17 protein-coding genes and 1 pseudogene are annotated in these 24,295 nt (G+C 26.8%); 15 read left to right on the plus strand and 3 right to left on the minus strand.

Annotated elements, in window-relative coordinates:
* Nucleotides 1–149 precede the first annotated feature (149 nt).
* From NG918_RS06025 to NG918_RS06050, 7 genes and pseudogenes are all read left to right on the plus strand, one after another.
* Nucleotides 150–368, plus strand: a complete 219-nt coding sequence (locus tag NG918_RS06025; RefSeq protein ID WP_252212408.1) for a hypothetical protein — start codon at nucleotides 150–152, stop codon at nucleotides 366–368.
* Nucleotides 369–378: 10 nt separating this feature from the next.
* Complete coding sequence (locus tag NG918_RS16980) at nucleotides 379–513, plus strand: hypothetical protein (protein WP_286673956.1); 135 nt, start codon at nucleotides 379–381, stop codon at nucleotides 511–513.
* A gap of 162 nt (nucleotides 514–675) precedes the next feature.
* On the plus strand, nucleotides 676–1,050 hold the full coding sequence (locus NG918_RS06030) for a hypothetical protein (RefSeq protein ID WP_252212407.1): 375 nt from the start codon (nucleotides 676–678) through the stop codon (nucleotides 1,048–1,050).
* Nucleotides 1,051–1,078: 28 nt separating this feature from the next.
* Nucleotides 1,079–1,486: pseudogene (locus NG918_RS17190) on the plus strand (RpnC/YadD family protein); the annotation flags it as partial.
* A gap of 601 nt (nucleotides 1,487–2,087) precedes the next feature.
* Entirely contained in the window at nucleotides 2,088–3,785 is a 1,698-nt protein-coding gene (locus NG918_RS06040; RefSeq protein ID WP_252225308.1) for a molecular chaperone HscC, read from the plus strand.
* 9 nt (nucleotides 3,786–3,794) lie between these two features.
* A complete protein-coding gene (locus NG918_RS06045; protein WP_252225310.1) occupies nucleotides 3,795–7,079 on the plus strand; it encodes a tetratricopeptide repeat protein in 3,285 nt (1,094 codons plus the stop codon).
* A 139-nt stretch (nucleotides 7,080–7,218) separates the two neighbouring features.
* Nucleotides 7,219–8,991: a hypothetical protein gene (locus NG918_RS06050; protein ID WP_252225312.1), complete on the plus strand. Its 1,773-nt coding sequence runs from the start codon at nucleotides 7,219–7,221 to the stop codon at nucleotides 8,989–8,991.
* A gap of 103 nt (nucleotides 8,992–9,094) precedes the next feature.
* Here the strand turns inward: NG918_RS06050 and NG918_RS06055 are convergent, their stop codons facing one another.
* Nucleotides 9,095–11,995: a transglutaminase domain-containing protein gene (locus tag NG918_RS06055; RefSeq protein WP_252225314.1), complete on the minus strand. Its 2,901-nt coding sequence runs from the start codon at nucleotides 11,993–11,995 to the stop codon at nucleotides 9,095–9,097.
* Nucleotides 11,996–12,220: 225 nt separating this feature from the next.
* Here NG918_RS06055 and NG918_RS06060 point away from each other — a divergent pair, with 225 nt between their 5' ends.
* The 4 genes from NG918_RS06060 to ybiA all read left to right on the plus strand — a co-directional run bounded on the left by NG918_RS06060 (nucleotide 12,221) and on the right by ybiA (nucleotide 16,407).
* Nucleotides 12,221–13,117 carry an NUDIX hydrolase gene (locus NG918_RS06060; RefSeq protein WP_252225316.1) on the plus strand — a complete coding sequence of 299 codons (897 nt, stop codon included), beginning with the start codon at nucleotides 12,221–12,223 and terminating at the stop codon, nucleotides 13,115–13,117.
* Between the two features lie 40 nt (nucleotides 13,118–13,157).
* On the plus strand, nucleotides 13,158–13,961 hold the full coding sequence (locus NG918_RS06065; RefSeq protein ID WP_252212400.1) for a phosphoribosyltransferase family protein: 804 nt from the start codon (nucleotides 13,158–13,160) through the stop codon (nucleotides 13,959–13,961).
* A 118-nt stretch (nucleotides 13,962–14,079) separates the two neighbouring features.
* Nucleotides 14,080–15,549, plus strand: coding sequence for a nicotinate phosphoribosyltransferase (locus tag NG918_RS06070; protein ID WP_252225388.1), 1,470 nt, complete (start codon nucleotides 14,080–14,082; stop codon nucleotides 15,547–15,549).
* A 30-nt stretch (nucleotides 15,550–15,579) separates the two neighbouring features.
* Nucleotides 15,580–16,407 (plus strand): riboflavin biosynthesis intermediates N-glycosidase, encoded by an 828-nt coding sequence (ybiA, locus tag NG918_RS06075; RefSeq protein ID WP_252225319.1) that lies wholly within the window; start codon nucleotides 15,580–15,582, stop codon nucleotides 16,405–16,407.
* An 85-nt stretch (nucleotides 16,408–16,492) separates the two neighbouring features.
* Here the strand turns inward: ybiA and NG918_RS06080 are convergent, their stop codons facing one another.
* Nucleotides 16,493–17,329 carry a FlxA-like family protein gene (locus NG918_RS06080; RefSeq protein ID WP_252225321.1) on the minus strand — a complete coding sequence of 279 codons (837 nt, stop codon included), beginning with the start codon at nucleotides 17,327–17,329 and terminating at the stop codon, nucleotides 16,493–16,495.
* Nucleotides 17,330–17,499: 170 nt separating this feature from the next.
* Here NG918_RS06080 and NG918_RS06085 point away from each other — a divergent pair, with 170 nt between their 5' ends.
* The 3 genes from NG918_RS06085 to NG918_RS06095 all read left to right on the plus strand — a co-directional run bounded on the left by NG918_RS06085 (nucleotide 17,500) and on the right by NG918_RS06095 (nucleotide 21,725).
* Entirely contained in the window at nucleotides 17,500–19,326 is a 1,827-nt protein-coding gene (locus tag NG918_RS06085) for a S8 family peptidase (RefSeq protein WP_252225323.1), read from the plus strand.
* A complete protein-coding gene (locus NG918_RS06090; protein WP_252212396.1) occupies nucleotides 19,313–21,034 on the plus strand; it encodes a S8 family peptidase in 1,722 nt (573 codons plus the stop codon). The genes NG918_RS06085 and NG918_RS06090 overlap by 14 nt, the downstream gene beginning before the upstream one ends.
* 184 nt (nucleotides 21,035–21,218) lie before the next feature.
* Nucleotides 21,219–21,725: an NUDIX hydrolase gene (locus tag NG918_RS06095; RefSeq protein WP_252212395.1), complete on the plus strand. Its 507-nt coding sequence runs from the start codon at nucleotides 21,219–21,221 to the stop codon at nucleotides 21,723–21,725.
* 83 nt (nucleotides 21,726–21,808) lie between these two features.
* On the opposite strand, the gene NG918_RS06100 is transcribed toward NG918_RS06095, so the two are convergent.
* On the minus strand, nucleotides 21,809–23,170 hold the full coding sequence (locus NG918_RS06100) for an MATE family efflux transporter (protein WP_252212394.1): 1,362 nt from the start codon (nucleotides 23,168–23,170) through the stop codon (nucleotides 21,809–21,811).
* Nucleotides 23,171–23,624: 454 nt separating this feature from the next.
* On the opposite strand from NG918_RS06100, the gene NG918_RS06105 reads away from it, so the two are divergent.
* Nucleotides 23,625–24,275: a hypothetical protein gene (locus tag NG918_RS06105; protein WP_252212393.1), complete on the plus strand. Its 651-nt coding sequence runs from the start codon at nucleotides 23,625–23,627 to the stop codon at nucleotides 24,273–24,275.
* Nucleotides 24,276–24,295 lie beyond the last annotated feature (20 nt).

Here is a 24,295-nt window from a genome sequence, read left to right on the forward strand (position 1 = left end):
GGCGAATTCCATATAAAAGGTAACAATGTAATAAAAAATGGAAGCTGTAGAGAAACTTATGCTACTTTTGCAGAAGGGGGAGTATAAAATGGACTTTAGTATTGGAAATTTAGTAAAAAGTGTTGTAGGAGCAGTTGCAAAGGTAGCAAATGTCTGCAATATCAGGAATTTGTGGAATGTTTTCATCAGCTACTGGAACCATTGGATCGGCTCTTTCTGGAGCTATGGCTGCACTTGGAGTTGTAGATGTTGATGAAGATGGAGAATTTGATATTGATGATGCAGAGGGACATATTTTCACAGATGATCCAACACAAAATAGAGGACTACATTTTAATGACCCAGCTGGAAATCACTATGATTTTTAGGAGGTATACAATGAAAATATGGAAAGAATATGAAACAAATATTTTTAAATACTTTAAATATTTTAATGATGAATTAGATAGAAGAGGTAATAATATATTAGCAGATATGAGTGTAATTAGCTTTAATGCAAGTGGAGTAACATGAAAGGATGATAAAATTAGATTTATACTAGCATGTAGTAGTGAGATCTATTCATTAGTTAATGATAATAATATTCTAAAGAAATATAAATTTTACCTTGTAGTAAATAAAAAAATAAAAGACATAAATTCAAGAGTAGAAAATTATAAAAAAATATGGAAAGATATGAATAAAAATTGGGATATACAAGATTTTAATAAAGGACCTGAGATAAAAGTAGATATTGAAGGGAATTATTATTTCTCTAGTATTTCAGAATTTAATATAGAGAAGCTCCCTCTTGCACTTGAGATTGTTTCAATTGATTCAAAACTTAATACAATTATCATGAGCAAATGTGATGATATTTTAACAGAAAACTATATAGATAAAATGTTCCATATATTGTTCAATTGTGAGGCACAGTATTCAAATGAAATTGATTATTATGGTTTGGCTATGCAATGTTGCAATAAAGGGGATATTGTAATAAGATGGGGGACCTCGTTTGAGGAGGTAGAAGCTGCTTTAATGTATAACCATAGTATAGTAAATATATAAATATAAATGCAGTGATTTTGGTGTCTGAAAAAGCATATTAAAAGCAAAAATACAACTTGCAGAAGAGTTAGTTGAATACAATAAAGTTAAAAATGAAGAACAAATAAAAGCATTAGCTGACTTTTTAGAATATTTATTTTTAATTGAAGATAGAGAATTAAAACAAAAATTTGAAGAATATAAAAGAGAAAGAGGAGGTGCTGTAAGAATGACAGTTGATCAAATAAGACAAAAATATTATGAACAAAAAGGTGAAGAAAAGGGAATTAAAAAAGGAATTCAAGAAGGAATTGAAAAAGGAATTCAAGAAGGCGAATATAAAAAAGCAATAGAAATTGCTAGGAATTTGTTGGATGTTTTAGATGATGAAACAATTGCATTAAAAACAGGCCTTAACATTGATGAAATAAGAAAATTACGATTGAATTGTAATTAAAAATTAAGTATTAAATTGTGAATAACATGATACCATTTCAAATGCTTCCACTATAAAAATTATTTTTTGTAGTGGGAGCACTTTTTTATACTTCAATTACTTATAAATGAAATATTAAAAGATTATTCAGGTTACTCTTTTAATCAAAATATAGGGAGAGAAAATCATCTATAAATATAAATTATGCAGAAAAATGGGGTATGGCAAAATATAATTTATAATGAATAACGGGAGGGACTATTGAAGGAAAAGTTCTAGTGGTAGAGGGAGAAAAAGTAAATATTCATTTAAGTGATTTTTTAGTTTATTTTGTAAACTTAATGTAAAGAAATGTCTAATATGAACGAAAATATACTATATATAGATTATGCTTCTAAAAATGGAATTAATTATTATAGATTTAAAATGGAATAAGAATCTAAAAAATATAGGAAATAACTTAATGATAGGGTTTGTAAAAATTATTAAATAAGATGTTGAACTATAAAATAAAAATCACTTTTAAAATCCTTAATAGGAGTGATTATAATAAAAAATGTGAAGTATAACATAATAAAACTAGAATTTGTAATAAGAAGAAGGAAAAACAGGGGGATGAATAATGGCCATTATTGGGATTGATTTAGGAACTACTAATAGTTTGGTATCTTATTTTACTGAGGATGGGCCTGCTATTATACCAAATAGATTAGGAGATTTATTAACTCCATCTGTAGTAAGTATAGATGAAAATGAGCAAATTTATATTGGAAAGATTGCAAGAGAAAGACAGAGTGTTTATCCAGAGAATACTGTTTCTATTTTTAAAAGAAGTATGGGAAGTGAAAAGGTATTTAAGCTTGGCAGTAAGGAGTTCTTACCAGAGGAATTATCTTCTTTTGTACTTCGTTCTTTAAAGGAAGATGCAGAGTTTTATTTAAAGGAAGAAGTTGTCGAAGCAATTATTAGTGTACCAGCGTACTTTAATGATGCACAACGTAAAGCAACTAAAAGAGCAGGAGAACTTGCAGGATTAAAGGTTGAAAGATTAATTAATGAACCAACGGCAGCTGCTATAGCTTATGGACTTAATCAAAAGAAAGATAATACAAAATTTTTAGTATTTGATCTTGGTGGAGGCACATTTGATGTTTCTATTTTAGAATTATATAAAAATGTTATGGAAGTAAGAGCTGTAGCTGGTAATAACTATTTGGGTGGAGAAGACTTTACAGAAATAATTGAAAATATGTTCATTAATTCATATAAGCTTGATAAGAAAAATCTTGATAATAAAACTTTATCTAATATAAAAAGACAATCTGAAATTACTAAATTAAGTTTTAGTAAAGAAAAAGAAGTAATAATGAAATGTAAGGTTGAAGAGGAAGTATTAGAATATAGCTTAAATTTAGATGATTATGAAAAGTCATGTCAGTTAATACTGAAAAAGCTTAGAAGACCAATTGAAAGGGCTTTAAGTGATGCATCTATAAAGATTAGAGAAATAGATAGCATTGTTCTTGTTGGAGGTGCAACAAAGTTACCTATTATAAGAAATTTTGTTGCTAAATTATTTGGAAGATTGCCTCTTGTGCATATTAATCCTGATGAAGCAGTATCTTTAGGTGCTGCTATTCAAGGTGCTATGAAATCTAGAGATAAGGCTATTAGAGAAATAGTTCTAACCGATGTGTGCCCATATACATTAGGTACAAGCATTTCTATTGAAAAAGCCAATGGAAATTATGAAAGTGGACATTTTTACCCAATAATTGAGAGAAATACTATAATTCCTGTTAGTAAGATTGATAGATTATATACCATATATGATAATCAAAAGTCTATATCAGTAAAGGTGCTTCAAGGCGAAAGTAGATTATCTAAAGATAATATTTATCTTGGAGAAATCAATGTACCAGTTCCAAAGGGAAAAGGTGGAGAACAATCTATAGATATACGTTATACATATGATATTAATGGGATATTAGAAGTGGAAGTTACAGTAGTTAGTACTGAATTTAAGAAAAGAATAATTATAAAAAATAATTCCAATTCTATGAGTGATGAAGAGGTTGAAAAAAGGTTAGAAGAACTTAAGGAACTTAAAATTCATCCAAGAGAGGAAGAAGAAAATAAACTTCTTTTATCTAGAGGTGAGAGGTTATATGAAGAAAATATAGGGGAAAAAAGAGAATATATAGCTAAACTTCTTGAAGAATTTGAAAATGTATTGGACAAACAAGATAAAAGAGAAGTTCAGAAAGTAGCAAAAGATCTTAAAGAAGTATTAGAGGACATTGATGATGAATGGTTATAGGAGGATTTTATGGACACGTGGTTAGTACTAGGAATAAAAGAAACTAAAGATAAAAATTTAATAAAAGAAGCTTATATGGAAAGATTAAGCATTTATAATCCTGAAGATGATGCTGAAGGCTTTCAAAGGTTAAGAGCAGCTTATGAAGAGGCTTTGCAGATGTCAGATGAGTGTAATATAGATGAAGATAACTCCCCAGCAGGAATATGGATTAATAAGGTTAGAAAATTATATAATGAGTTTTCTTTAAGGATTAATGAAGAATATTGGAAAAAGTTATTAGAAGAAGAGGTTTGTTTTCAGTTGGATTCAGCAGAAGAAGTTAGTGATAAGCTACTTACTTTTCTTATGGATGAATATTATATGCCAAGTAAGATATTTAAGTTATTTGATGAAAGTTTTAACTGGAGTGAAAAAGAAGAAGAACTTAAACAAAGCTATCATGAAAACTTTGTTGATTTTTTAATGTATAAAATAGACAGCAATGATGATATAAGATATGAACTTTTTAACTGCGATGAAGATAGAAATTATGATGAATTTATATATCTTTTTTATGAATTAAGATCAGCATTAAAAGAGGATAAACTAGATGAATCAAAAAAAATATTGGATAGGGTAGATGGTCTTAATATTGATCATCCAGACATGACTATATTAAAGATTAAGTATCATCTTTATACTAAAGAATTTGAAAAGGCTAAAAAATTAGGAGATAAACTAATAGAAGAATATAAAGACCAATATTCTTATTTTATATTAGCACAAGTTGAATTTTATTTAGGTGGAGAACATATACAAAAAGCTAAGGAATATTATGAAAAAGTTCTTGAGGAAGATGGAGGAAATATAGGTGCTATAAAAGGTCTTGCAGATTGCTATTTTGAATTTGGTGAATACGAAGATGCAAAGGAATATTATATAAAAGTGCTAGAGATTTATCCTTATAATGAATATATAATGACCTGTGTTCGTGATACAAATTTAAAGCTTATAGAAAAGTATAAAGAAGAAGTTAAGAGTGCAGAAGGCAATGAGTTTAAATTTAAATTAGCTTGGCTGCAATTTCAAGTATATGCTTATGAGGATACAAAAGAGACTGCTGAAAGCATAAAACCAGAAGATGATGAAAAGTGCGAGTACTATGATTTATTAGGAAGAACTTATTCTGAATTGAAGAGATATGAAGAAGCTCTTGCATTATTTGAAAAGTGGTATGAGATAAATGATGATGAGAATAATACGCCATATATTTGTGTTCAAGAGGGTAGACAACTTGAAAATTTAAATAAATTAGATGAAGGTTTAAAATGGTATAATAAAGCTTTAGAATTAAGACATAACTATGGAGAAGCTAATTTTAGAAAGTGTAGAGTGCTTAATAAATTAAATAGATATGAAGAAGCTGTATATGCATGCAATATAGCATTAGAACTTGATGCGAATAATGCACATGTGTATTTATGCAAAGGGGAAGCTCTTTATAAATTAGAAAACTTTAGAGAAGCGCTAGAAAGCTTAGAAGAGTGTATAAACATATATCCTTATTTTACAGATGCGTATAGTATTGAAATTAAAATATATTATACAGTAGGACAGTATGAAGATGCCTTAAGCTTAATAAAGCAAACTGAAGATTACGATATAACCAATAGAGAAATTCAGATATATAAAGTAAGAACATTAAGAAAATTAGAAGAATATGATGAAGCTTTTGATTTAGCTAACAAATTTTTAGAAGAAGAAGGCAACAAAGATGAGATTTACTATGAGTTATCTTTATTAAGTTCTTATGAACAAGAGTATGATAAAGCTATTTCTTATGTTAATGAGTGTATAAAAATAGACGAAGATAAATTAAGCAATTATTATTTGCGTATGAGCATATATAAGGATTTAAAACAATATGATAATGCTTTAAAAGATGCGGATATAATTATAAGCAAAGGTAATAATCAAGATGTTGCTTATGAGAGAAAAGCAATGTTATATGATGAAATGGGCTTATATAAAAAATGCATAAAGTGTTATATAGAAGCTATAAAAATAGAACCTAACTATGATGAATATTACAATAGTCTTGGACTAGCTTATGAAAAATTGGAAAAGTTTAGAGACGCTCTTAAGTGTTATGAAAAAGCTATAGAGGTAAATCCTAAACAAATGTATTCCTATTGTAATATAGCTAATTTGTATGGGAATTGGCGTGGAGATTATGAAAAGAAAATAGAGTATCTAGAGAAACAAATGGAATTTAATAGTGACTATGAATATTTTTATAATACAATAGCTGCAACTTATGCTTATGACTTAAACGATTATGAAAATGCAATAAAGTATTTTAGTAAGACAGCAGCTATAGATAAGGAAAATGATTATGCTTTTGTAAATTTAGGATATTGCTATGGCTTATTAGAAGATTATACAAAAGCTATTGAGTGCTATACAAGAGGATTAGAAATAACAGGTGGTAACGAATATATATATAATCAACTTGGAAACTTATATGAAAATGATCTGAATGATTATAATAAAGCAATTGAAAATTACAAGAATGTTATGAAGTTAAACCCTGAAGATAGAAATGGATATTCTGATATTGCAAGTTGTTATAGAAAGTTGGAGGATTATAGCGAAGCGTTAACTTATTATCAAAAGCAAATTGAAGCAACTGGTAAGACTGCTTATTTATATAATTGTATAGGTGTATTATATGAAATAAGATTTGAAGATTATGAAAAGGCAATTGAAAATTATAAAAAAGCAGTTGAACTTGATCCTGAACATAAGGATGCATATAAAAATATTGGAGATTGTTATGAAAAAGCATGGGATAATCATGAGGAAGCTATTAAATATTATAAAAAGCAAGAAAAATACTTAGATGATACAAGGAAGATTAGCCTTGAAATAGCGGATTCATATGATGAATTAGGTAAGACAGAGAGCGCTAAAAAGTATTATAAAAAGGCATTAGAGTATTATCTAGAATTAATTGAAGATGGTGAAGAGCATGCTTGTACTTATAAAAGCGTAGCGCGTTGTTATAGTAAAATAGGTAATAATGATAAAGCTTATGAATTTTATATAAAGGCAATTAAAACAGCACCAATTAGTTGTGATTGTGATGAAAAACAATGCCATTCAGGATATTTTGGTATTGGTAAAATCTATAAGGAAAATAAAGAATATGACAAGGCTTTAGAATATTTTGATAAAGCTTTAGAAATAAAATCAGATGATGAGGAATACAAAGAAGAAAAAGATAAGGTTTTAAAATTAATTAAAAAATAATGCTTTGTTTTAAAATTGGATTGATATTTTATTATAAATAAAAATATTATTTAGGTTCAGGGCTTAGATATTTAAAAGCTAATCCTAATATTGAAACAATGGCTTATTAAATAAATTTATACAAGGGGTAAAAATAATAATGAATGATGAAACAAATATGGGAAACCATAAGTCTAATGAAGAAAATATCAGCAAAGTAGCTGATAAAAAAGTAACTAAAACAGAGGGACAAATTACAATTAATGAAAATGAGAAGACTATTGAAAGTGGACTTCAAAGTAATGAGAATGGTGAAAATTATTCAAATTCACCCAATGAACCAAGCAATGAAAATTCACATAGTGAAAATCAACAACAAAAAAAGCTTAATAAAAAAAATAAAAAACCATTAATAGCAATAACATGCATCATAGCAACTGTGGTACTAATTATTGCAATAGCAAGTTTTTCTATAGTCAATAATCCTAAAGTGAAGGTGGTAAAAGCACTTAAAGCTACTAATGATGAATTAAATTCTAGAAAAACATTTTCTGAACAAGTAACAGGAGAAAAAGATTTCTTAAATGTATATGATAAGGGATTAAATCAAGAAATGGAAATGAATATGGTATCAAGCAATATAGAGGAATTACAAGAGGCTTATGGTACAGGATTTAAATTAACGTCCGCTATAGATAATGATAATAAAAAAGCTTTAATAAGTTTATCAGCAAAATATCAAGGTCAAGACACAGGAAGCTTTAATGTTTATACAGATAATCAAAAACTTATGGTTAAATTACCATCAATATATAGTAAATGGTTTATGTTTGATTGTGAAAATATTCAAAATCAATATAATAATTCTATTTTTGGACAACAAGGAAGAATGCCTAATGATGAAATAACATTAAAAATGTTTGAAGATGATGAAATACCAACATATAATGAACTTAAAGAGGTTTTAGTTAAAGGCTATTTAAAATCTCATGAAAATGATTTATCACAAATAGCTGATAGTATTATAGTTAAAAAGTTAGATAAGTCTAAAGAGATTATGATTAATGGAGTAAATCAAAAATGTAAGGGATATGATGTGTCCATTTCTAAAAATGAAATAGATAAGTTTTTATTAAGTATTTATGATTATTTTGAAAATGATACAGAGGCAAGAAATATATTAAATAGATATTTTAAAAACTTTAATAGTATATCTACTGTGAAAAATTCAGATGAAATGCTTGATTCATTTAAGAGTTTAGAAAAGTTTATATCTTATTTAAAAAATGATTTTTCAGTAAATGATATCTCTATGAAAGTTTATGTTGATAAAAAAGGTAGAGCTGTTAAGACTGATTTTGATACAGGTATAAATATGAAAGATGATACTTTAAAAATCAATTCATCAATTGAATATAAAGGAAAAGATAATATTGGTGATGACATTGATATATCTATGCTTTTTGATAATAATGGTGTACAAGCTAATGCAGATATGAATTTAAAAACAATAAATGAAGAATCTAGCACTCAAAATGTATTTTCAGGTAAAATTACTAGTCATGGAGAAACACTAGGTATTGATTTAAATACTAAATATGATACTGAGAGTAAAAAATTAAATGGAGAATTTAAGTTTGGTGCTAATGGGGAAGAGATGACTTTTGCTTATAATGGTAAATATGATTTTAATAAAGAAAATAAGTATTTAAAATTTGATTTTGATAAAATTAATTTTAATAAAAATATAGCAAATACTAATGAGTACATTACTCTTGATTTTTCATATGGAAGAATGCCTTTAAATAAACCTATTGAAGAACCAAATGAGGAAAAGGTAGAAATATTTAAAATAGATCAAAACAAATTAGTAGAAATTTTTCTTGAAATAGAACAAAATACTGATAAATTAAAACAAACTTTAAATTTATAATTATATTAGTGTACTAGCGTTAGAAGAAAGAAGTATATAAAAAAATATATTAGATCAAAAGAAAAATGGATTTGTGTAATGCAAATCCATTTTTCTTTTTTGTTTATTCCCATAAACCACTTTTATTTACATAATATCCATTTACTTTAGTATCTACTGCCATTGAACCATTTGATTTTAGGTAGTACCAATTACCGCTAACATCTTTAAACCAGCCTGTTTTCATTGAACCATCTGTATTTAAATAATACCAATCTCCATCAGTATCTTTAAACCAGCCAGTATTCATATATCCACTATTTGATAGGTGATACCATTTATTATTATCTTGTACCCAACCTTTTTGCATTATACCTTGATTATCCATATGATACCATTTACTATCTAATGTTTTAATCCAGCCTGTTGCGACTTGTCCATTTTCAACATATAGCAAATTATCATTTATTTTATTCCAATTATTATTTTTCAAAGATTGAATTTCCATATTTGATAATATGTATTGAGTTTGATTGTTAGCTTGTATTTCAACTGAATCATCTTGAATAGTATTTATAAATATTAATTTGTTTGTTACATTATCTAAATTATAAATATACTTTTCTTTACTGTTTAATTTACTAGCATCTATTTTAATTGAATTAATGTTAGCATTTTCTGCATTATTTGTACAAGAAATATAGATATATTCCTTGTTATCTGATTTTAAGTTAGCTATAGTTCCTTTTAAATCACCACTATTAATTTCATAAATTTCGTCTAAAGAGATTTCTTTATCAACAGTATTAATTTCAGTCAATATTTTAGCTACATTTTTTACTGTACTTACTATATTTAAATTTGATGAATCACTAATATTAATTTTATTGGTATTAATATTCTTATTTTCATTTGTTATAGCTATTTTGCTTTCAGATGATCTTGAACCTGAACTATTTTTTTCACTAGAACCGTTACCTCTTGAACTACCACTTGAACCGCCAGTTGATGAAGAATCATGGTTTATTTTATTAGGTTTTATTATATCTGGAACTTTTTCTTGTAAATTATCTATTGCTGTTTGCAAATAAAGTAATGCATTATCTACATCAATTTGAGTTATATCATCTCTATCTAATATATTTTTAGCTTCATTTAATGAATCTGAGAATGTATCCCAAGTATTATTTGTATAATTACCTTTAAGCTTATCTTTATTAGCATTATATAGTTTTTGCAGATTAAATTTATTAAGTTTTATAATCTCTTGATGTTTCTCTTTTAAATTATCTATTGCTGTTTGTAAACGAGCTACTGCATTATCTACATCAACTTGAGTTATATTATCTCTATCTAATATATTTTTAGCTTCATCTAATGAATTTAAGAATACAGCCCAAGTTCCATCTGTATAATTTCCATTCAATTTATCTTTGTTATCATTATATAGTGTTTGTAAATTAAACTTATTAAGTTTTATAACATCTTGAACTTTTTCTTCTGAATTATCTGTATCAACATCTTCAGTACTACTTAATTCGTATTCTTTGGTTGAATATTTAAGATTAGTATCATTTTTGCTTTGTCCAAATTTAATATTTAGTTTATTATCTTTTATGTAAAATTGTACAGAATATGATCCGCTTGTAAAGTTAAACTCAGACCTTAAATTTTTAAAAGTTTCTATTTGTTTATCATCTATATTAATTTTTTTAATTTCAAGTTCAGATAAATAATATATATCTTTATTGTGAGCAGTTAAATTTACCATATTAGCACTTGGGGTTATATTTCTACTAAATAAAATTTTATTACTACCATTTAAATTGCATTTCCATAAGTCAGCCCCATCTAAATAGTATAATTTATCTTTAATTCTTACCGCGTTTTTTTCACTAACGCTATTTCCACTTACTATTCTAAATAAATTGTCAAAGGTTGTATCAATACAATTTCCAGGTATTGTAGATGTCCATGTATGTATCTTACTCATTACACTATCTGAACAATTAAAATTTTTATACATAATTTTATTAGTTTCTGGAGTAGGGTCATCCCATGTTAAATCTGTTTGATAGTAATTTCCATCTATATTTACATAGTTCCATGCATGATCAGCATTTGTGACTATTCCAGCTTCAATACCATATTCATTTAATAAAAGCATATTAGCTTTTGAATATCCATCACAAACAGCTACTTGATTAACAAGTGCACCATATGATGTATGTGAAATATTTGGAATTGTATCTTTATCATAATTATCTTTATCATAAGTGCAGTTTTGTGTAATATAGTCGTGAGCAGCGTATTCTATTTCTAAGTTTGTTGAGCAGTTATCTAAATATTTTTGTTTAATAGCAGCTATTTTGCTATTTAGTTTTTCTCTCATTTTATCTATAACATCATTACTATATTCATAAGTCACTTGTATATCACAGGAATTTAATTCTCCAGAAGATTTAATTGTACACTTACCGAAATTTACAGAAGTTGGACTAGAATAGAAAATTTGTGGATTTTCATACATCACATCAAAGTATAAGTCGAGAATTTTATTTTGATTATTTTTTATATCATCTATATTAACAAGATCTTTTATATAAATATCAGTCTCATAATTTTCAATTCCACTTTTAATTCGTTCTTTAATTTCTTCCTTATTGCTTTCAAAAAGACTAAAATTAGAATATCTTTTTACACGTCTACTATTTTTAGGTACTTTAGATTTTAAATATTCATCTAAAGTTCGTTCACTATTTTCAATTGTTATAACTTCCTCTTCATTTTCTTCAACTATTTCATCTACTTTAGTATTTTCCACTGGAGTAATAAAAGCTGCTGCACCAGTAGTGACTTTACTTTGGTTCAAGTCTAAAGTATCTTTCTCTAATTCACTATTATAATTTTCTGTATTAATTGCATCATTAGTTTTTTCATCCTTAGCATAAGCACATGTATTAGTAATGCTTGTAGTAATTGCTATTGCTATTAAGCTTGAAATAATTTGATTTCTTTTTTTCATTTAATGTATTTCCCCTTCGTATTTGAATTGTTTCTATAATAATGTATTTTTGTTTTTTATATTTTTCTGTATATATATTTATCGAAAAATCAAAGGAACTCTTTACAAACAAAACCATATAATGTATTATAAATACATAAAGTCAAATTGATAATATCTAAAAGATATTATCAAAGAAAATAATCTCTTAAAAAATTAAGTTAAATAGTTTAGAGGTGAAAAAGTATGAATAAAGAAAAACTAGATATAGATGAGAAAATATTTTTGAAAAACTATGATGTTAATGAGTTTGAAAGACCTAGTGTCACAAACGATGTAATAATATTTACCACTGATGATGTGTTAGAAGAAAATTCACGCAAAGTTCCAAGAAAGGGTATGGAAGTGCTTTTAGTAAAAAGAGATGATCATCCGTCTAAAGGGAAATGGGCAATTCCAGGAGGTTTTGTAAAAATGGATGAAAGCTTAGAAGAAGGGGCTATAAGAAGACTGAGAGAAGAAACTGGAATAGATAATGTTTATATAGAACAATTATATACTTTTGGAGAAGTAGAGAGAGATCCAAGAACTAGGGTTATAAGTGTTGGAAATATAGCCTTAATAGCAAAAGAAAATATTAATTTTAATAAAACAAAAGATACTATGGAAACAAAATGGTTTTGGATAAAAAAAGATTTAATCGAATCTACTAAAGATGAAAAATATATAATAAATAAATATATTTTAGAACTTAAAGCTGAAGATTGTGAAAAAACAAAAATTTCTTATGAAATCACTGAAAAAATAGAAAAAGGTATATTAAGAAGAAAAGTTTTAACTTATAAGCTAATGAATACTTCAAATGAAGAATTAGCTTTTGATCATTACAAAATATTAGATTATGCTATTGATAGAATAAGAAATAAAATAGAATATACACCAATTGCATTAAATTTATTACCAAGATTATTTACAGTGAAAGAACTACAATTTGTATACGAAGCAATCATGGGAAGAGAAATCTTAAATTTTAGAAGAAAAATGGATGACATGATTATAGAAACTGATGAAAAAATAGAAGGTAAGCCTTTTAGACCAGCTAAGGTATTTAAGTTTAATGAAAATTTTGAACATAAATTTTAAATTATAATATAAATATTCACATAGAGAGGTGGATTTGGAAATGCTATATTTAAATGGAAAAAAGGTTGAGATGAGAAAATTCCCCAATGGAGAATCATTAATTAGTAGTGAAAACTTAATTATAAATGAAAAAGTTAATGAGATAAAATTAAAATTTGAAAGTGATGAAGATATAACTAAATTAATATTTATTAAAGGTCATTTAGACGAATTCAATTTAAGATGTAATTTAGTTATGGGATATATGCCATATAGCAGAATGGACAGAACTGAAGGTATGACAGTGTTTACATTAAAACATGTTTGTAAATTGATAAATTCATTAGATTTTGAGAATGTATATATTTATGAACCACATTCAGACGTAAGTGTTGCATTACTTGATAGGGTAAGAGTAATTAATATGTCTAAAGAATTAACAGAAAAAGTTTTAAATGAAGTTAAAGAAAATGAAGATGAGCCTATTTATTTAGTTTATCCAGATGCAGGAGCAGCTAAAAGGTATAGTAAGCAAATTGAATTTGGCAGAGTATTAACTGCAAATAAGGAAAGAGATTTTAAAAGTGGATATATTAAAAAGCTTGATATAAATGGAACTTTAGATAATAACAAGTTTAAAGCAATTATTGTAGATGATTTATGTTCAAAAGGAGGAACATTTACACTTACAGCAGGTAAACTTAGAGAAATGGGAGCTACAGAAATATATTTAGTTGTAACTCATTGTGAAGATACTATATTTAAGGGAGATATTTTAAAAACGGATTTAATTAAAAAGGTTTATACAACAAATAGTATTTTAAATAGAGAGCATGAAAAAATAGATGTAACTAAATTAATATAAAAGAATATAATTCCTAAGAATTTAAGAATTTAAGAATTTAAGAATTTAAGAATTTAAGAATTTAAGAATTTAAGAATTTAAGAAAATATGAGGTGTAATTAAAATGAGGAAGTGTGAAATTATGAGTCCGTTACTATTAACTGATTTTTATAAAACAATACACCATATGTGTTATGCAGAAGGATTGACAAAACTTGTGAGCTATTGGACGCCTAGAATGTCTAGAAAAGAAAATATGGATAAGGTTGTTATGTTTGGATTGCAATCTTTTTTGAAAAAATATATGATTGACTATTTTAATGAAAATTTTTTTAGTGTTTCTAAGGTGCAAATAGTAAATGAATATAAGAGAGTTATTTCAAAAACAATGGGGGAAATGGCAGCAGATACTACTCATATTGAAAAGCTTCATGATTTAGGATATTTGCCTATTCAAATTAAAGCTGTTTCAGAGGGGATAAGAGTTAACATAAAGACTCCAATGATTGAAATAACTAATACTCATGATGAGTTTGCATGGCTTGTAAATTATTTAGAGACATTTATGAGTTGTAATATATGGCAACCAATGACAAGCGCAACCATTGCTTATAGATATAGAGAAATTGTAGAAGAATATTTTAACTTAACAGTAGTGAATGGTGATGTAACTAAAGCTTGTGGAGATTTTAGTATGAGAGGTTTTAGTTCAATAGAAAGTGCACAAGTTAGTAGTGCTGGACACTTACTTTCTTTTACTGGAACAGCTACTATTTCTTCAATTCTTTATTTAGAAGATTATTATAATTGTAATATGGAAAATGAAATTATAGGTATTGGTACTCCATCAACAGAGCATAGTGTAATGTGTAGTTATGGTAGTGATGAACTTAAAGCTTATAAAAGATTAATTAATGAGGTATTTCCAAGTGGAATTTTAAGTATAGTTTCAGATACTTATGATTATTGGAATCTAATAACCAATATTCTTCCAATATTGAAAACTGATATTTTAAATAGGGATGGAAAAATTGTTATAAGAGGTGATAGTGGGGATCCTGTTAAGATAATTTGTGGAGATAAGGATGCTCCAAAAGACAGTCCAGAATATAAGGGAACTGTTGAACTTTTATATGAGATATTTGGTGGACAAGTAAATAAAAAAGGATATAAAGTTTTAAATTCTCATATAGGAACAATTTATGGAGATAGCATTACAGTAGAGCGATGCAAAGAAATATGTAAGCAGTTGATGAATAAAGGTTTTGCAGTAAATAATTGCACTTTTGGAATAGGGTCATACACTTATCAATACAACACTCGTGATACATTTGGATTTGCATTAAAAGCAACTCATGCAATTATAAATGGTAAGGAAAAATTTATATTTAAAGATCCTAAAACGGATAATGGAAACTTTAAAAAGTCACAAAAAGGTATGTGTTATGTTTATAAAAAAAATGATGATATTCTTTATAAAGATGAATTAACAATACAAGAACAGGAAAGCTACAAAGATAATTTACTACAAGTTGTATTTAAAGACGGAAATTTAATTAAAGAGTATTCATTAAAAGAAATAAGAGAAAGATTACATGGGAAATTTTAAGTATATATTAAAGAAAGAAGAGTGAAAATTGTGAGTAATTATGATATGAATAAGTTAATGGCTCCATTGTGGATTAAGTATCCTAATATACCAAATGGAAGTATTGGTTGGAGAATGGGGAATGGTGAATCATATAGTGAAAAATTTTATAGATGGTTTTCGAAGCTAAGTGAAGAAAAGAAAAATAAATACAATGAGTTGTTTGAAAAGCCTAAAATGTGGGAAATTTCTACTTCGTTTAAAAATATTAAATTTTGGACCAAGAACGGAAATCCAGAATATTCAAGGAAGCAATTAATAGAAGATTTTAGTAAAAGAAATAAAATTAAATATACTTTCTTTTGGGGACATCAACCTTCTAAGAATGGTGAGATTTCAACATCATGTTTTAGTCAATGGTATGAAAGTGATTTTAATATAGGACATATTAAATATTTTTGTATGGAGCAATATATGATGTCATATAAAGCAAAGCTTTTTAATGATAAGGAAATAGAAGAAAAAATAATGAATAGTAAGCACCCTAAAGAGATTAAAGCATTAGGAAGAAAAATCAAAAATTTTGATGAAGATACTTGGAATAAGTATAAATATTCAATAATTTTAAATGGAAATTATACTAAATTTACTCAAAATGAAGAGCTAAGGAAATTCTTATTAAACACAAAAGATAGAATTTTAGTAGAGGCAAGTCCTTATGATAACATATGGGGAATTGGCATGAGTAAAGATAATCCCAATGTTGAAGATCCTACAGCGTGGAAAGGTGAAAATCTTTTAGGGTTTGCTTTAACTGAAGTTAGGAATGAAATAAGTAGAGTATATAAAAATTATGATAAAATAGATTTTGATTTATAGTTTATACAATTTAAAATAGTAGATAACTTATTTTACATAAAGCTATCTACTATTTTTTAGTTAGAATTTTAAATGTTTTTAGAAGTTATTTATTTTGCTTAGTTTTTAGATTTTTATCTAAATTTTGTTTTAAGTTGTCTTTGATATTTTCTTGTTCTTTATCATCACTCACAACTTGTTTTTCTTTGTTGATTTTATCATCATTAGAGTTAAGTTTTTTAGTAGCTATTTGAGTTTTATATTGTATCCTTTTAGCAGCATTATTAATTTTATTGATTTCTTTAGATACACTATGCTCTAAAGATGATATGCTTTTAGTGATTTGAGCTAGACGTTTGTCGTTGTAATTATTTGGATTGGTATATCCATTTAAGTCGGTAACATGTTTAATATATCCCTTTTCAACTAACTGCCTATTTTTACTATCTTTAAGCATATGAATATTATCATTAGAATGACTGAACTTTATAAGTTCATTTAAACTTGCAGAGATTATTATATCATCTCTCACTTCATCTTCATTAGCTTTTAGCTCTTCTTCTTTAGCTTTTTTCTTTAACATCTCTTCTTGCTCTTTTTGAACTTCTTTTTCTTTTTCGTTCATGTTTAATTGTTGAATTTGAGCTTCTATATCTTGAAGGTTTTCATTTATTTCTTCAAGCTTATATTTCTTTTCTTTAGGATCCATAGGTGTTTCAATTAAAGATTGTTTTCTTTCTTTTAAATACTGTTTTTGCTTTTGAAGGTTTTTAATTAAGTCATTTTTATTGTTATCTTGTTTTTGTATACTAAGATTTGATGTTTTTTTATCATCATTATTTTTTTTCAAATCTTTGTTATAGTTATCATTAATTTCACCTATTCTTTTAAAACTATTAGATCTAACTATATTTATATTATTTGAATTTATATTTAAACTCATAATGGAAAATAATCCTCCTTTCATAAAATAATTCATACAATTCAATTATCGGATAATTTTTCAAAAGTTTTACATTATAAGAATATAAAGATAAAAATATCCTTAAAAAGAAATTTTTATAATAATTTACACATAATAATAATTATAAACAATGTGGGAGATTGGTAAAAATGAATTCAAGAATATGTTCCGGATATTATTCAGGAGATTCGCCTAATTTTTTAGTAGAATATAGGGGTGATTTTAAAGGCCAAATAGATAAAGTACCATATGCTTGTGGGGATGCATTAACTAATACTATAGGTGTTATATCAACACCATATGAATATTTAGATCAAATATTAATTGATGTCCCTTCAATTAAATTTATTGATTTTAGAAGTATGTCTGTATTGCAAGATATTTCACCAAGCTCAATTGATCAAATATTAACAATAAAGAAAAATCCATATTTAAATTTAACAGGAAAAGGTGTATTAATAGGCATTGTAGATACAGGAATTGATTATTTAAATAATGAATTTATTAGGGAAGATGAAACATCGAGAATAGTTGAAATATGGGATCAAAGTATAGAAAATGTTAAAGCTGAATCTGTGTATCTTGGTAACATTTATTCTAATGAAGAAATAAATAAAGCAATAAATGCCTATAAAAATAAAGAGGATCCATATGCTATTGTTCCATCAAAAGATGATATAGGTCATGGAACAGAAATGGCTGGGATAATTGGAGCTAGGGGGTATAATGGTAACTTTCAGGGAGTTGCAAATGATAGTGAATTTGTAGTTGTAAAACTCCTTGAATCTTTAAATTATCAAAAAAGCTTAAAAGAAAATAATGTTAAATATACACCGGTATATAATTCGGCTGAAATATTAGCAGGCATAGAATATTTAAAGAATTTTTCAATAAAAATAAATAAGCCAATGGTTATATATTTAGGGGTTGGTACAACCGAAGGAAGTCATGATGGTAATAATTTAATTTCAAGATATTTAACTTCTATAGCTAGCATAAGAGGGATAGCGTTAGTTGCAGGAGTTGGAAATGAAGGGGCAGCAGGAGGGCATGCATCAGGCCTTATTAAAAATGTAGGTGAAACAGATAGTATGGAATTAAATATACCTAGGCAAATGAAAAATTTTTCTTTTAATATATGGGTAAAAAGACCTAATAAAATGTCACTAAATGTAATTTCACCTACAGGAGAAGAGAGCAGTTTTATTCAAGCCAAAAGAAATAAAAGAGAAGAAATTAATTTTGTTTTTTCAAAAGCTAAATTAAAGCTTAACTACTATATGCCTGAACATTTTTCAGGGCATGAAGTTATTGAATTGATTTTTAATAATATAAATCCTGGTATATGGAAATTTATTTTAAGAGGAGACTATATAAGTGATGGTGTATATAATGCATGGCTTCAGCCTGAAGCAACATTACCAGAAAATACAAAGTTTTTAGAACCCGATCCATTTAGTACATTAACAATTCCAGCAACTGCTAGAAAAGTGGTTACAGTTGCATACCATGGATTAGTTAATGAGTCATTAGTTGCAACGTCAGGAAAAGGATTCAATACTAATAATTTAATTAATCCAGATATTGCTACAGTAGGAATAAATATTTTAACAACAAAAGCTCTAGGAGAAACTACTGTTGTATCGGGTAGTTCAGCTGCAACAGCTGTAATTGCAGGAGGATGTGCACTTTTATTGCAATGGGGAATAGTTGATGAAAATGATACTACTATGTATTCCACTAAAATCAGGAGTTATTTAATATATGGTGCTTATAGAAAACCAGAATATATATATCCAAATAGAGAAATTGGATATGGAAGTTTTGATATATTGGGGACATTTAATGTTATAAGTAGAAAATATATAAAAACTAGGGAGAATATGAATTTTAGAAATGACAACTTTATTAAATACCAAGTTGATAAACTATTCATAAGGATTCCAAAGGAGATGATACGAAATGCTAAGATATGAATCTAATATGCCTAGAAATCTTTTTAACAATACAGATTATAATCACTACATTGTACAATATCAAGGTAAAATCAATGATGAAGCATTGCAAAAGGAAGGATATTACATAGCAACAGTTAATGATAAATATGCTATAATTTCGACTCCAAAAGAAAAGAAAATTAATGTAAATGATCCTTTATTTTCTAATATTGTATATGTTAAAGGGACAGAAACTTATACACTTCAAGAAATTACACCTATAGAAGCTTCACAAGTAAGGAGTTTACAGATAGATTTACCTCTTCAATTAACTGGCAAAGAAGTAGTTGTTGGAATTATTGATACTGGAATTGATTATTTAAGCAGTGAGTTTATGACTTTACAAGGTGATACTAGAATAGAATGTATATGGGATCAAACAATAACATCAGATAAAGATGATGAAATTGAATTTATACCATATGGAGCCTTATATATAAAAGATAAGATAAATGAAGCGATAAATGCTTATAGGCAAGGGAAATCACCATATGACATTGTACCTAGCATTGATGAAGTTGGACATGGAACTAGTATGAGTGGAATAATTGGTGCCACAGGTAAAAATCCTGAACTTAAAGGAGTTGCACCTGATTGCAAATTTGTAGTTGTAAAATTAATAGAAGACTATTCAAATAAAGCTCAATTTAATGCACAAGTTCCTATTTTTAATATTACTGCAATATTTTCTGCTTTAGAATTCTTATATGAATATGCTTTAAGAAAAACTGAACCCATGGTTATATATCTTCCACTTGGAAGTAACTCTGGAAATCATAGAGGAAATGGTATTTTACAGGAATATATAGAATCAATTTCTAATAGTAGAGGCATAGTTGTAGTAACAGGTGCAGGAAATGAAAGATCTAGGGCGGGGCATGCTTCAGGTGTGATTGCTAAAGAAGGTGAAACAAGAACCATAGAATTAAATGTATCGCCAGATCAAAAATATTTGTGGGCAGAAATTTGGATTGACCCACCTAATATAATGACAGTAGATATAGTATCACCTTCAGGAGAAAATACTGGAATAGTACCTGCTATAATTAACCTTACTGAAGAGTACAATTTTGTTTTTGAAAAGACATCAATAAAAATTGAATTTTATATTCCAGAAGAAAATACAGGAGACGAGTTGATTCGTATACAATTTTATAATTTACAACCCGGAATATGGCAAATAAAATTAATAGCTAATTTAGTATTAGATGGAACCTATAACATATGGATACCTCAATATGGATTATCAATAGGGGACACTTCATTAAGCCCATCGGACCCTTTTGGTACATTTACTAATCCAGGTGGATCAACAGCTATAATCACAGTAGCTGCATATAATCAAAACAATAATAATATAGTAAATTATTCAGGAATGTCATTTTTAGATGATTATATTGATAGGGTTGATATTGCGGCAGGTGGAGTAAATGCGGTAACTGTAGCTCCTAATAATTCAATTACAACAGTAAATGGAACTAGTGTTTCCGCTGCTGTTGTTGCTGGAACTTGTGCTATATTATTTCAATGGGGAATTGTTGAAGGAAATGATCCTTATATGTATTCTCAAACAATAAAAACTTATTTAACAAGAGGAACTAAAAAAAGACCTGGAGATTCATATCCTAATCCTCAGTGGGGATACGGAATATTAGATGTACTTGGAATTTTTTCTAATATGACTTAATTGATGTATAAAATAATAACTTAATATTAAGGTGGGTTTCAAATTTAATTATTTGGAACTTCTTTTTTTATAATAGTTAAATGATATAATTTATATTAAGAATGGATAAAATTATATGTATATGATTATTAGAAATTTATAATGTATTAAATAAAACATTAATATAACAAATGGAGGACTTATGATGGACGAGCTATTAGATATATATAATAAGAATGGTAAAAAAATTGGAGTAGTAAAAAGAAGAGGTGAAACTTTGCAAAAGGATGAATTTAATTTTGCAATTGAATTATGGGTAGTAAATAGTAAAAATGAAATATTAATTCAAAAAAGAGCATCTTGTAGAAAAGTATTACCGAATATTTGGGGAATGACAACTGGATACATAAAAAGTGGAGAAGATACAAAGAGTGGATGTATTAGGGAAGCAAAAGAAGAAATTGATTTAAAGATGTCAAATGAAGATTTAATACTAATTTCTAATTTAACACATGGAAATACTATATGGGATGTGTTTGCAGTAAAACAAGATTATGATATATCAAGAGCAGTTTTACAAAAAGAAGAGGTTAGCGAGATTAAATGGGTATCTATTAATAAATTTAAAGAAATGATAAACACTGGTAAAGCCTTTAAATATCCAGAAATATATGATATTTTAAACAAAATACAAGAAATGCTAATGGTATAAAATAAAAATAGAATATTAAGCAATAAAAAGGTGTGTATAATAAATAAAAATTACTATATATACCTTTTTATTTTATAAATGTACTAGTTTGATTTTTTAAATATGGGTTCCCTTTTATATATACGAACAAATAATAAAACTGAAATTATAGCAGATATTATCTCTGCAATAGGGAATGAAATCCATACTCCCATAAGTCCCATTGATTTTGATAATATATATGAAATAGGCAATATAATTATAAGTTGACGCATTAATGATATAACTGAGCTATAAAGTCCATTTCCAATAGATTGAAATAATGTAGGAAATATAAAATTAAATGATGCTGCAATATAACTAATGCTTATTACACGTAATGCAACAGTTCCAAGAGAAAGCATTTCCTCAGATGCATTAAATAACATAAGTAATTTATCAGGAAATACAGCAAATAGTATATTACCAAGCATCATAATAATTATAGACACAATTAAGCTTGATTTTAAAGTAATAATTAAACGTTGTCTGTTATTAGCTCCATAATTATATCCCATTATAGGCATTGCACCTTGAGTTAACCCTTTTATCGGCATAAATACAAAGGTTTGTAATTTAAAATAAATACCGAATAATGATACTGCCAAATTAGAAAAGTTAACTAGTATAGCATTTAATCCCATAACTAAAATAGAATCTAATGATAACATTAATATTGAAGGAAATCCTACTGTATATATTTCCTTAACAAGAGGGAAACTAAATTTAAAATTGTTAGTCTTGACTTTAACGTGATGTTTTTTTAATACCAAAATGATAACAGCTAAGGACATAGCACTAATTTGTGAAATTACAGTAGCTATAGCAGCTCCTTTAATTCCTAATGCAGGAAATCCAAATAATCCAAATATCATAATTGGATCAAGTATTATATTCATAGCAGCACCAAATATTTGTAGCATCATTGGATAAAGCATTTCTCCAGTAGATTGTAATACTTTTTCTATTGCGATATGTATTAATGAACCAAAAGAAAAAATAATAACTATATATGAATAACTGCAGCCTAAGTTAAATATATTTTCTGAATTTGTAAATAAATTAAAAAAAGGTTTTATTGCAAGAATACTTAAAAGAATAAATCCTATCCAACTTATGAATGCAAGAATTAATCCATGAGTTACTGCATTATTTGCATCATCAAAACTTTCTTCCCCTAATTTACGAGATATATAAGAATTTATACCCACACCTGTACCAACAGCAACTGCTATAATAAAATTTTGGAGTGGAAAAGCAAGAGAAACAGCAGTTAATGCATCTTCGCTTATTCTAGCAACAAACATACTATCAACAATATTATAGAGAGCTTGTACAAACATTGAAATCATAGGTGGAAAAGACATTGACATCAATAGCGGAAATACAGGTTTTATTCCCATTTTATTTTTAGTTATTGTTTCCATTGTTTTCAGTCCTTTCTTAAATAAAAAACCCCACTTAATACTGTTTTGGTACCAAGAAACAGTAAAAAGTGGGGTATATAATTCAATATACTAGACCTATGAATTATATCATATTAAGTAAGTTCTTTCAAGTAAGAGCTTACTTGACTCAAACATATATTATGAAAAATGTATTCTAAACTTAACTATTTACATTTATTTGTATTTACATAATACATTTTTAATTAATTAAAACTTATAAATTTAGTAGTTCTATAAAGAAAATTTTAATTCTTAAATAAGTGTAATTTAAATAGCTAATTTGCATTATAATTCTATTAATAAAAGTGAATAATAAAAGTATAGTATTTGTTAAAAGAATGAAAAGATTTATAAAGTCTTTTTTATTTATTTATAATGAATTAATAAAAGATAGTATACTTTATATTAAGTTATATATCTTAGGAGGAATTTTATGAGTTTGTACATTGAAGAAGCACATTATGTGTTATTTAATAAAATTTTATGGTTTGAAAGTTTAGAAGAAGATATAATTAATTTAGCTGAAAATGAGGGCTTAAATATTGAACTTTTAATTAAAGAAATAAATGAAGAATATGGACCAAAACTTCCTAATCTTCCTTTAGAAGAAATGGTTGATATAAATGATGTCAGTAGATGGTTACAAGAAAAGATTACTTCAGCAGAAGAAAGAACTGCTGCATGGATTACAAGAATTATAAATAATAATAGTAACGCAAAAGATAAACTTGAAATTCTTTATAAAAATCAAGGAAAAAAAGCTGCTGAAGAACTATTAGAAAAACATGTAGATTTAAAAACAGCTCCACAGATATTTAAGGGTATATATAAGTATATACTAGATGGAATACCTAGTGATAAAGTAAATGAAATTATTTCATCAAATGAAAATAATATTGAATGGAAAATAAAAATTTGTGTTCATGAGACTATCTGGAATAAAGAGCATGGAGATGTTAATTATTTTTACCATTTAAGAAGTAAGTGGATAGAAGAATTTGTACATAGTGCAAATAAAGAATTTAAATATATAAAAAATAAAGATGGAATACAGTTAATTGTTAAAAAAGATATGTATGAGTAGTTATTAAATAATGTTGATAA

The sequence above is a fragment of the Clostridium sp. ZBS2 genome (genome assembly GCF_023845855.1).
GTDB classification, from domain to species: Bacteria; Bacillota; Clostridia; order Clostridiales; family Clostridiaceae; genus Clostridium; species Clostridium aquiflavi.

Coding starts and splice junctions, on each gene's coding strand:
- NG918_RS06025 (WP_252212408.1), top strand. CDS start 150: ATGTCTGCAATATCAGGAATTTGTGGAATGTTTTCATCAGCTACTGGA.
- NG918_RS16980 (WP_286673956.1), top strand. CDS start 379: ATGAAAATATGGAAAGAATATGAAACAAATATTTTTAAATACTTTAAA.
- NG918_RS06030 (WP_252212407.1), top strand. CDS start 676: ATGAATAAAAATTGGGATATACAAGATTTTAATAAAGGACCTGAGATA.
- NG918_RS06040 (WP_252225308.1), top strand. CDS start 2,088: ATGGCCATTATTGGGATTGATTTAGGAACTACTAATAGTTTGGTATCT.
- NG918_RS06045 (WP_252225310.1), top strand. CDS start 3,795: ATGGACACGTGGTTAGTACTAGGAATAAAAGAAACTAAAGATAAAAAT.
- NG918_RS06050 (WP_252225312.1), top strand. CDS start 7,219: ATGAATGATGAAACAAATATGGGAAACCATAAGTCTAATGAAGAAAAT.
- NG918_RS06055 (WP_252225314.1), bottom strand. CDS start 11,995: ATGAAAAAAAGAAATCAAATTATTTCAAGCTTAATAGCAATAGCAATT.
- NG918_RS06060 (WP_252225316.1), top strand. CDS start 12,221: ATGAATAAAGAAAAACTAGATATAGATGAGAAAATATTTTTGAAAAAC.
- NG918_RS06065 (WP_252212400.1), top strand. CDS start 13,158: ATGCTATATTTAAATGGAAAAAAGGTTGAGATGAGAAAATTCCCCAAT.
- NG918_RS06080 (WP_252225321.1), bottom strand. CDS start 17,329: ATGAGTTTAAATATAAATTCAAATAATATAAATATAGTTAGATCTAAT.
- NG918_RS06085 (WP_252225323.1), top strand. CDS start 17,500: ATGAATTCAAGAATATGTTCCGGATATTATTCAGGAGATTCGCCTAAT.
- NG918_RS06090 (WP_252212396.1), top strand. CDS start 19,313: ATGCTAAGATATGAATCTAATATGCCTAGAAATCTTTTTAACAATACA.
- NG918_RS06095 (WP_252212395.1), top strand. CDS start 21,219: ATGGACGAGCTATTAGATATATATAATAAGAATGGTAAAAAAATTGGA.
- NG918_RS06100 (WP_252212394.1), bottom strand. CDS start 23,170: ATGGAAACAATAACTAAAAATAAAATGGGAATAAAACCTGTATTTCCG.
- NG918_RS06105 (WP_252212393.1), top strand. CDS start 23,625: ATGAGTTTGTACATTGAAGAAGCACATTATGTGTTATTTAATAAAATT.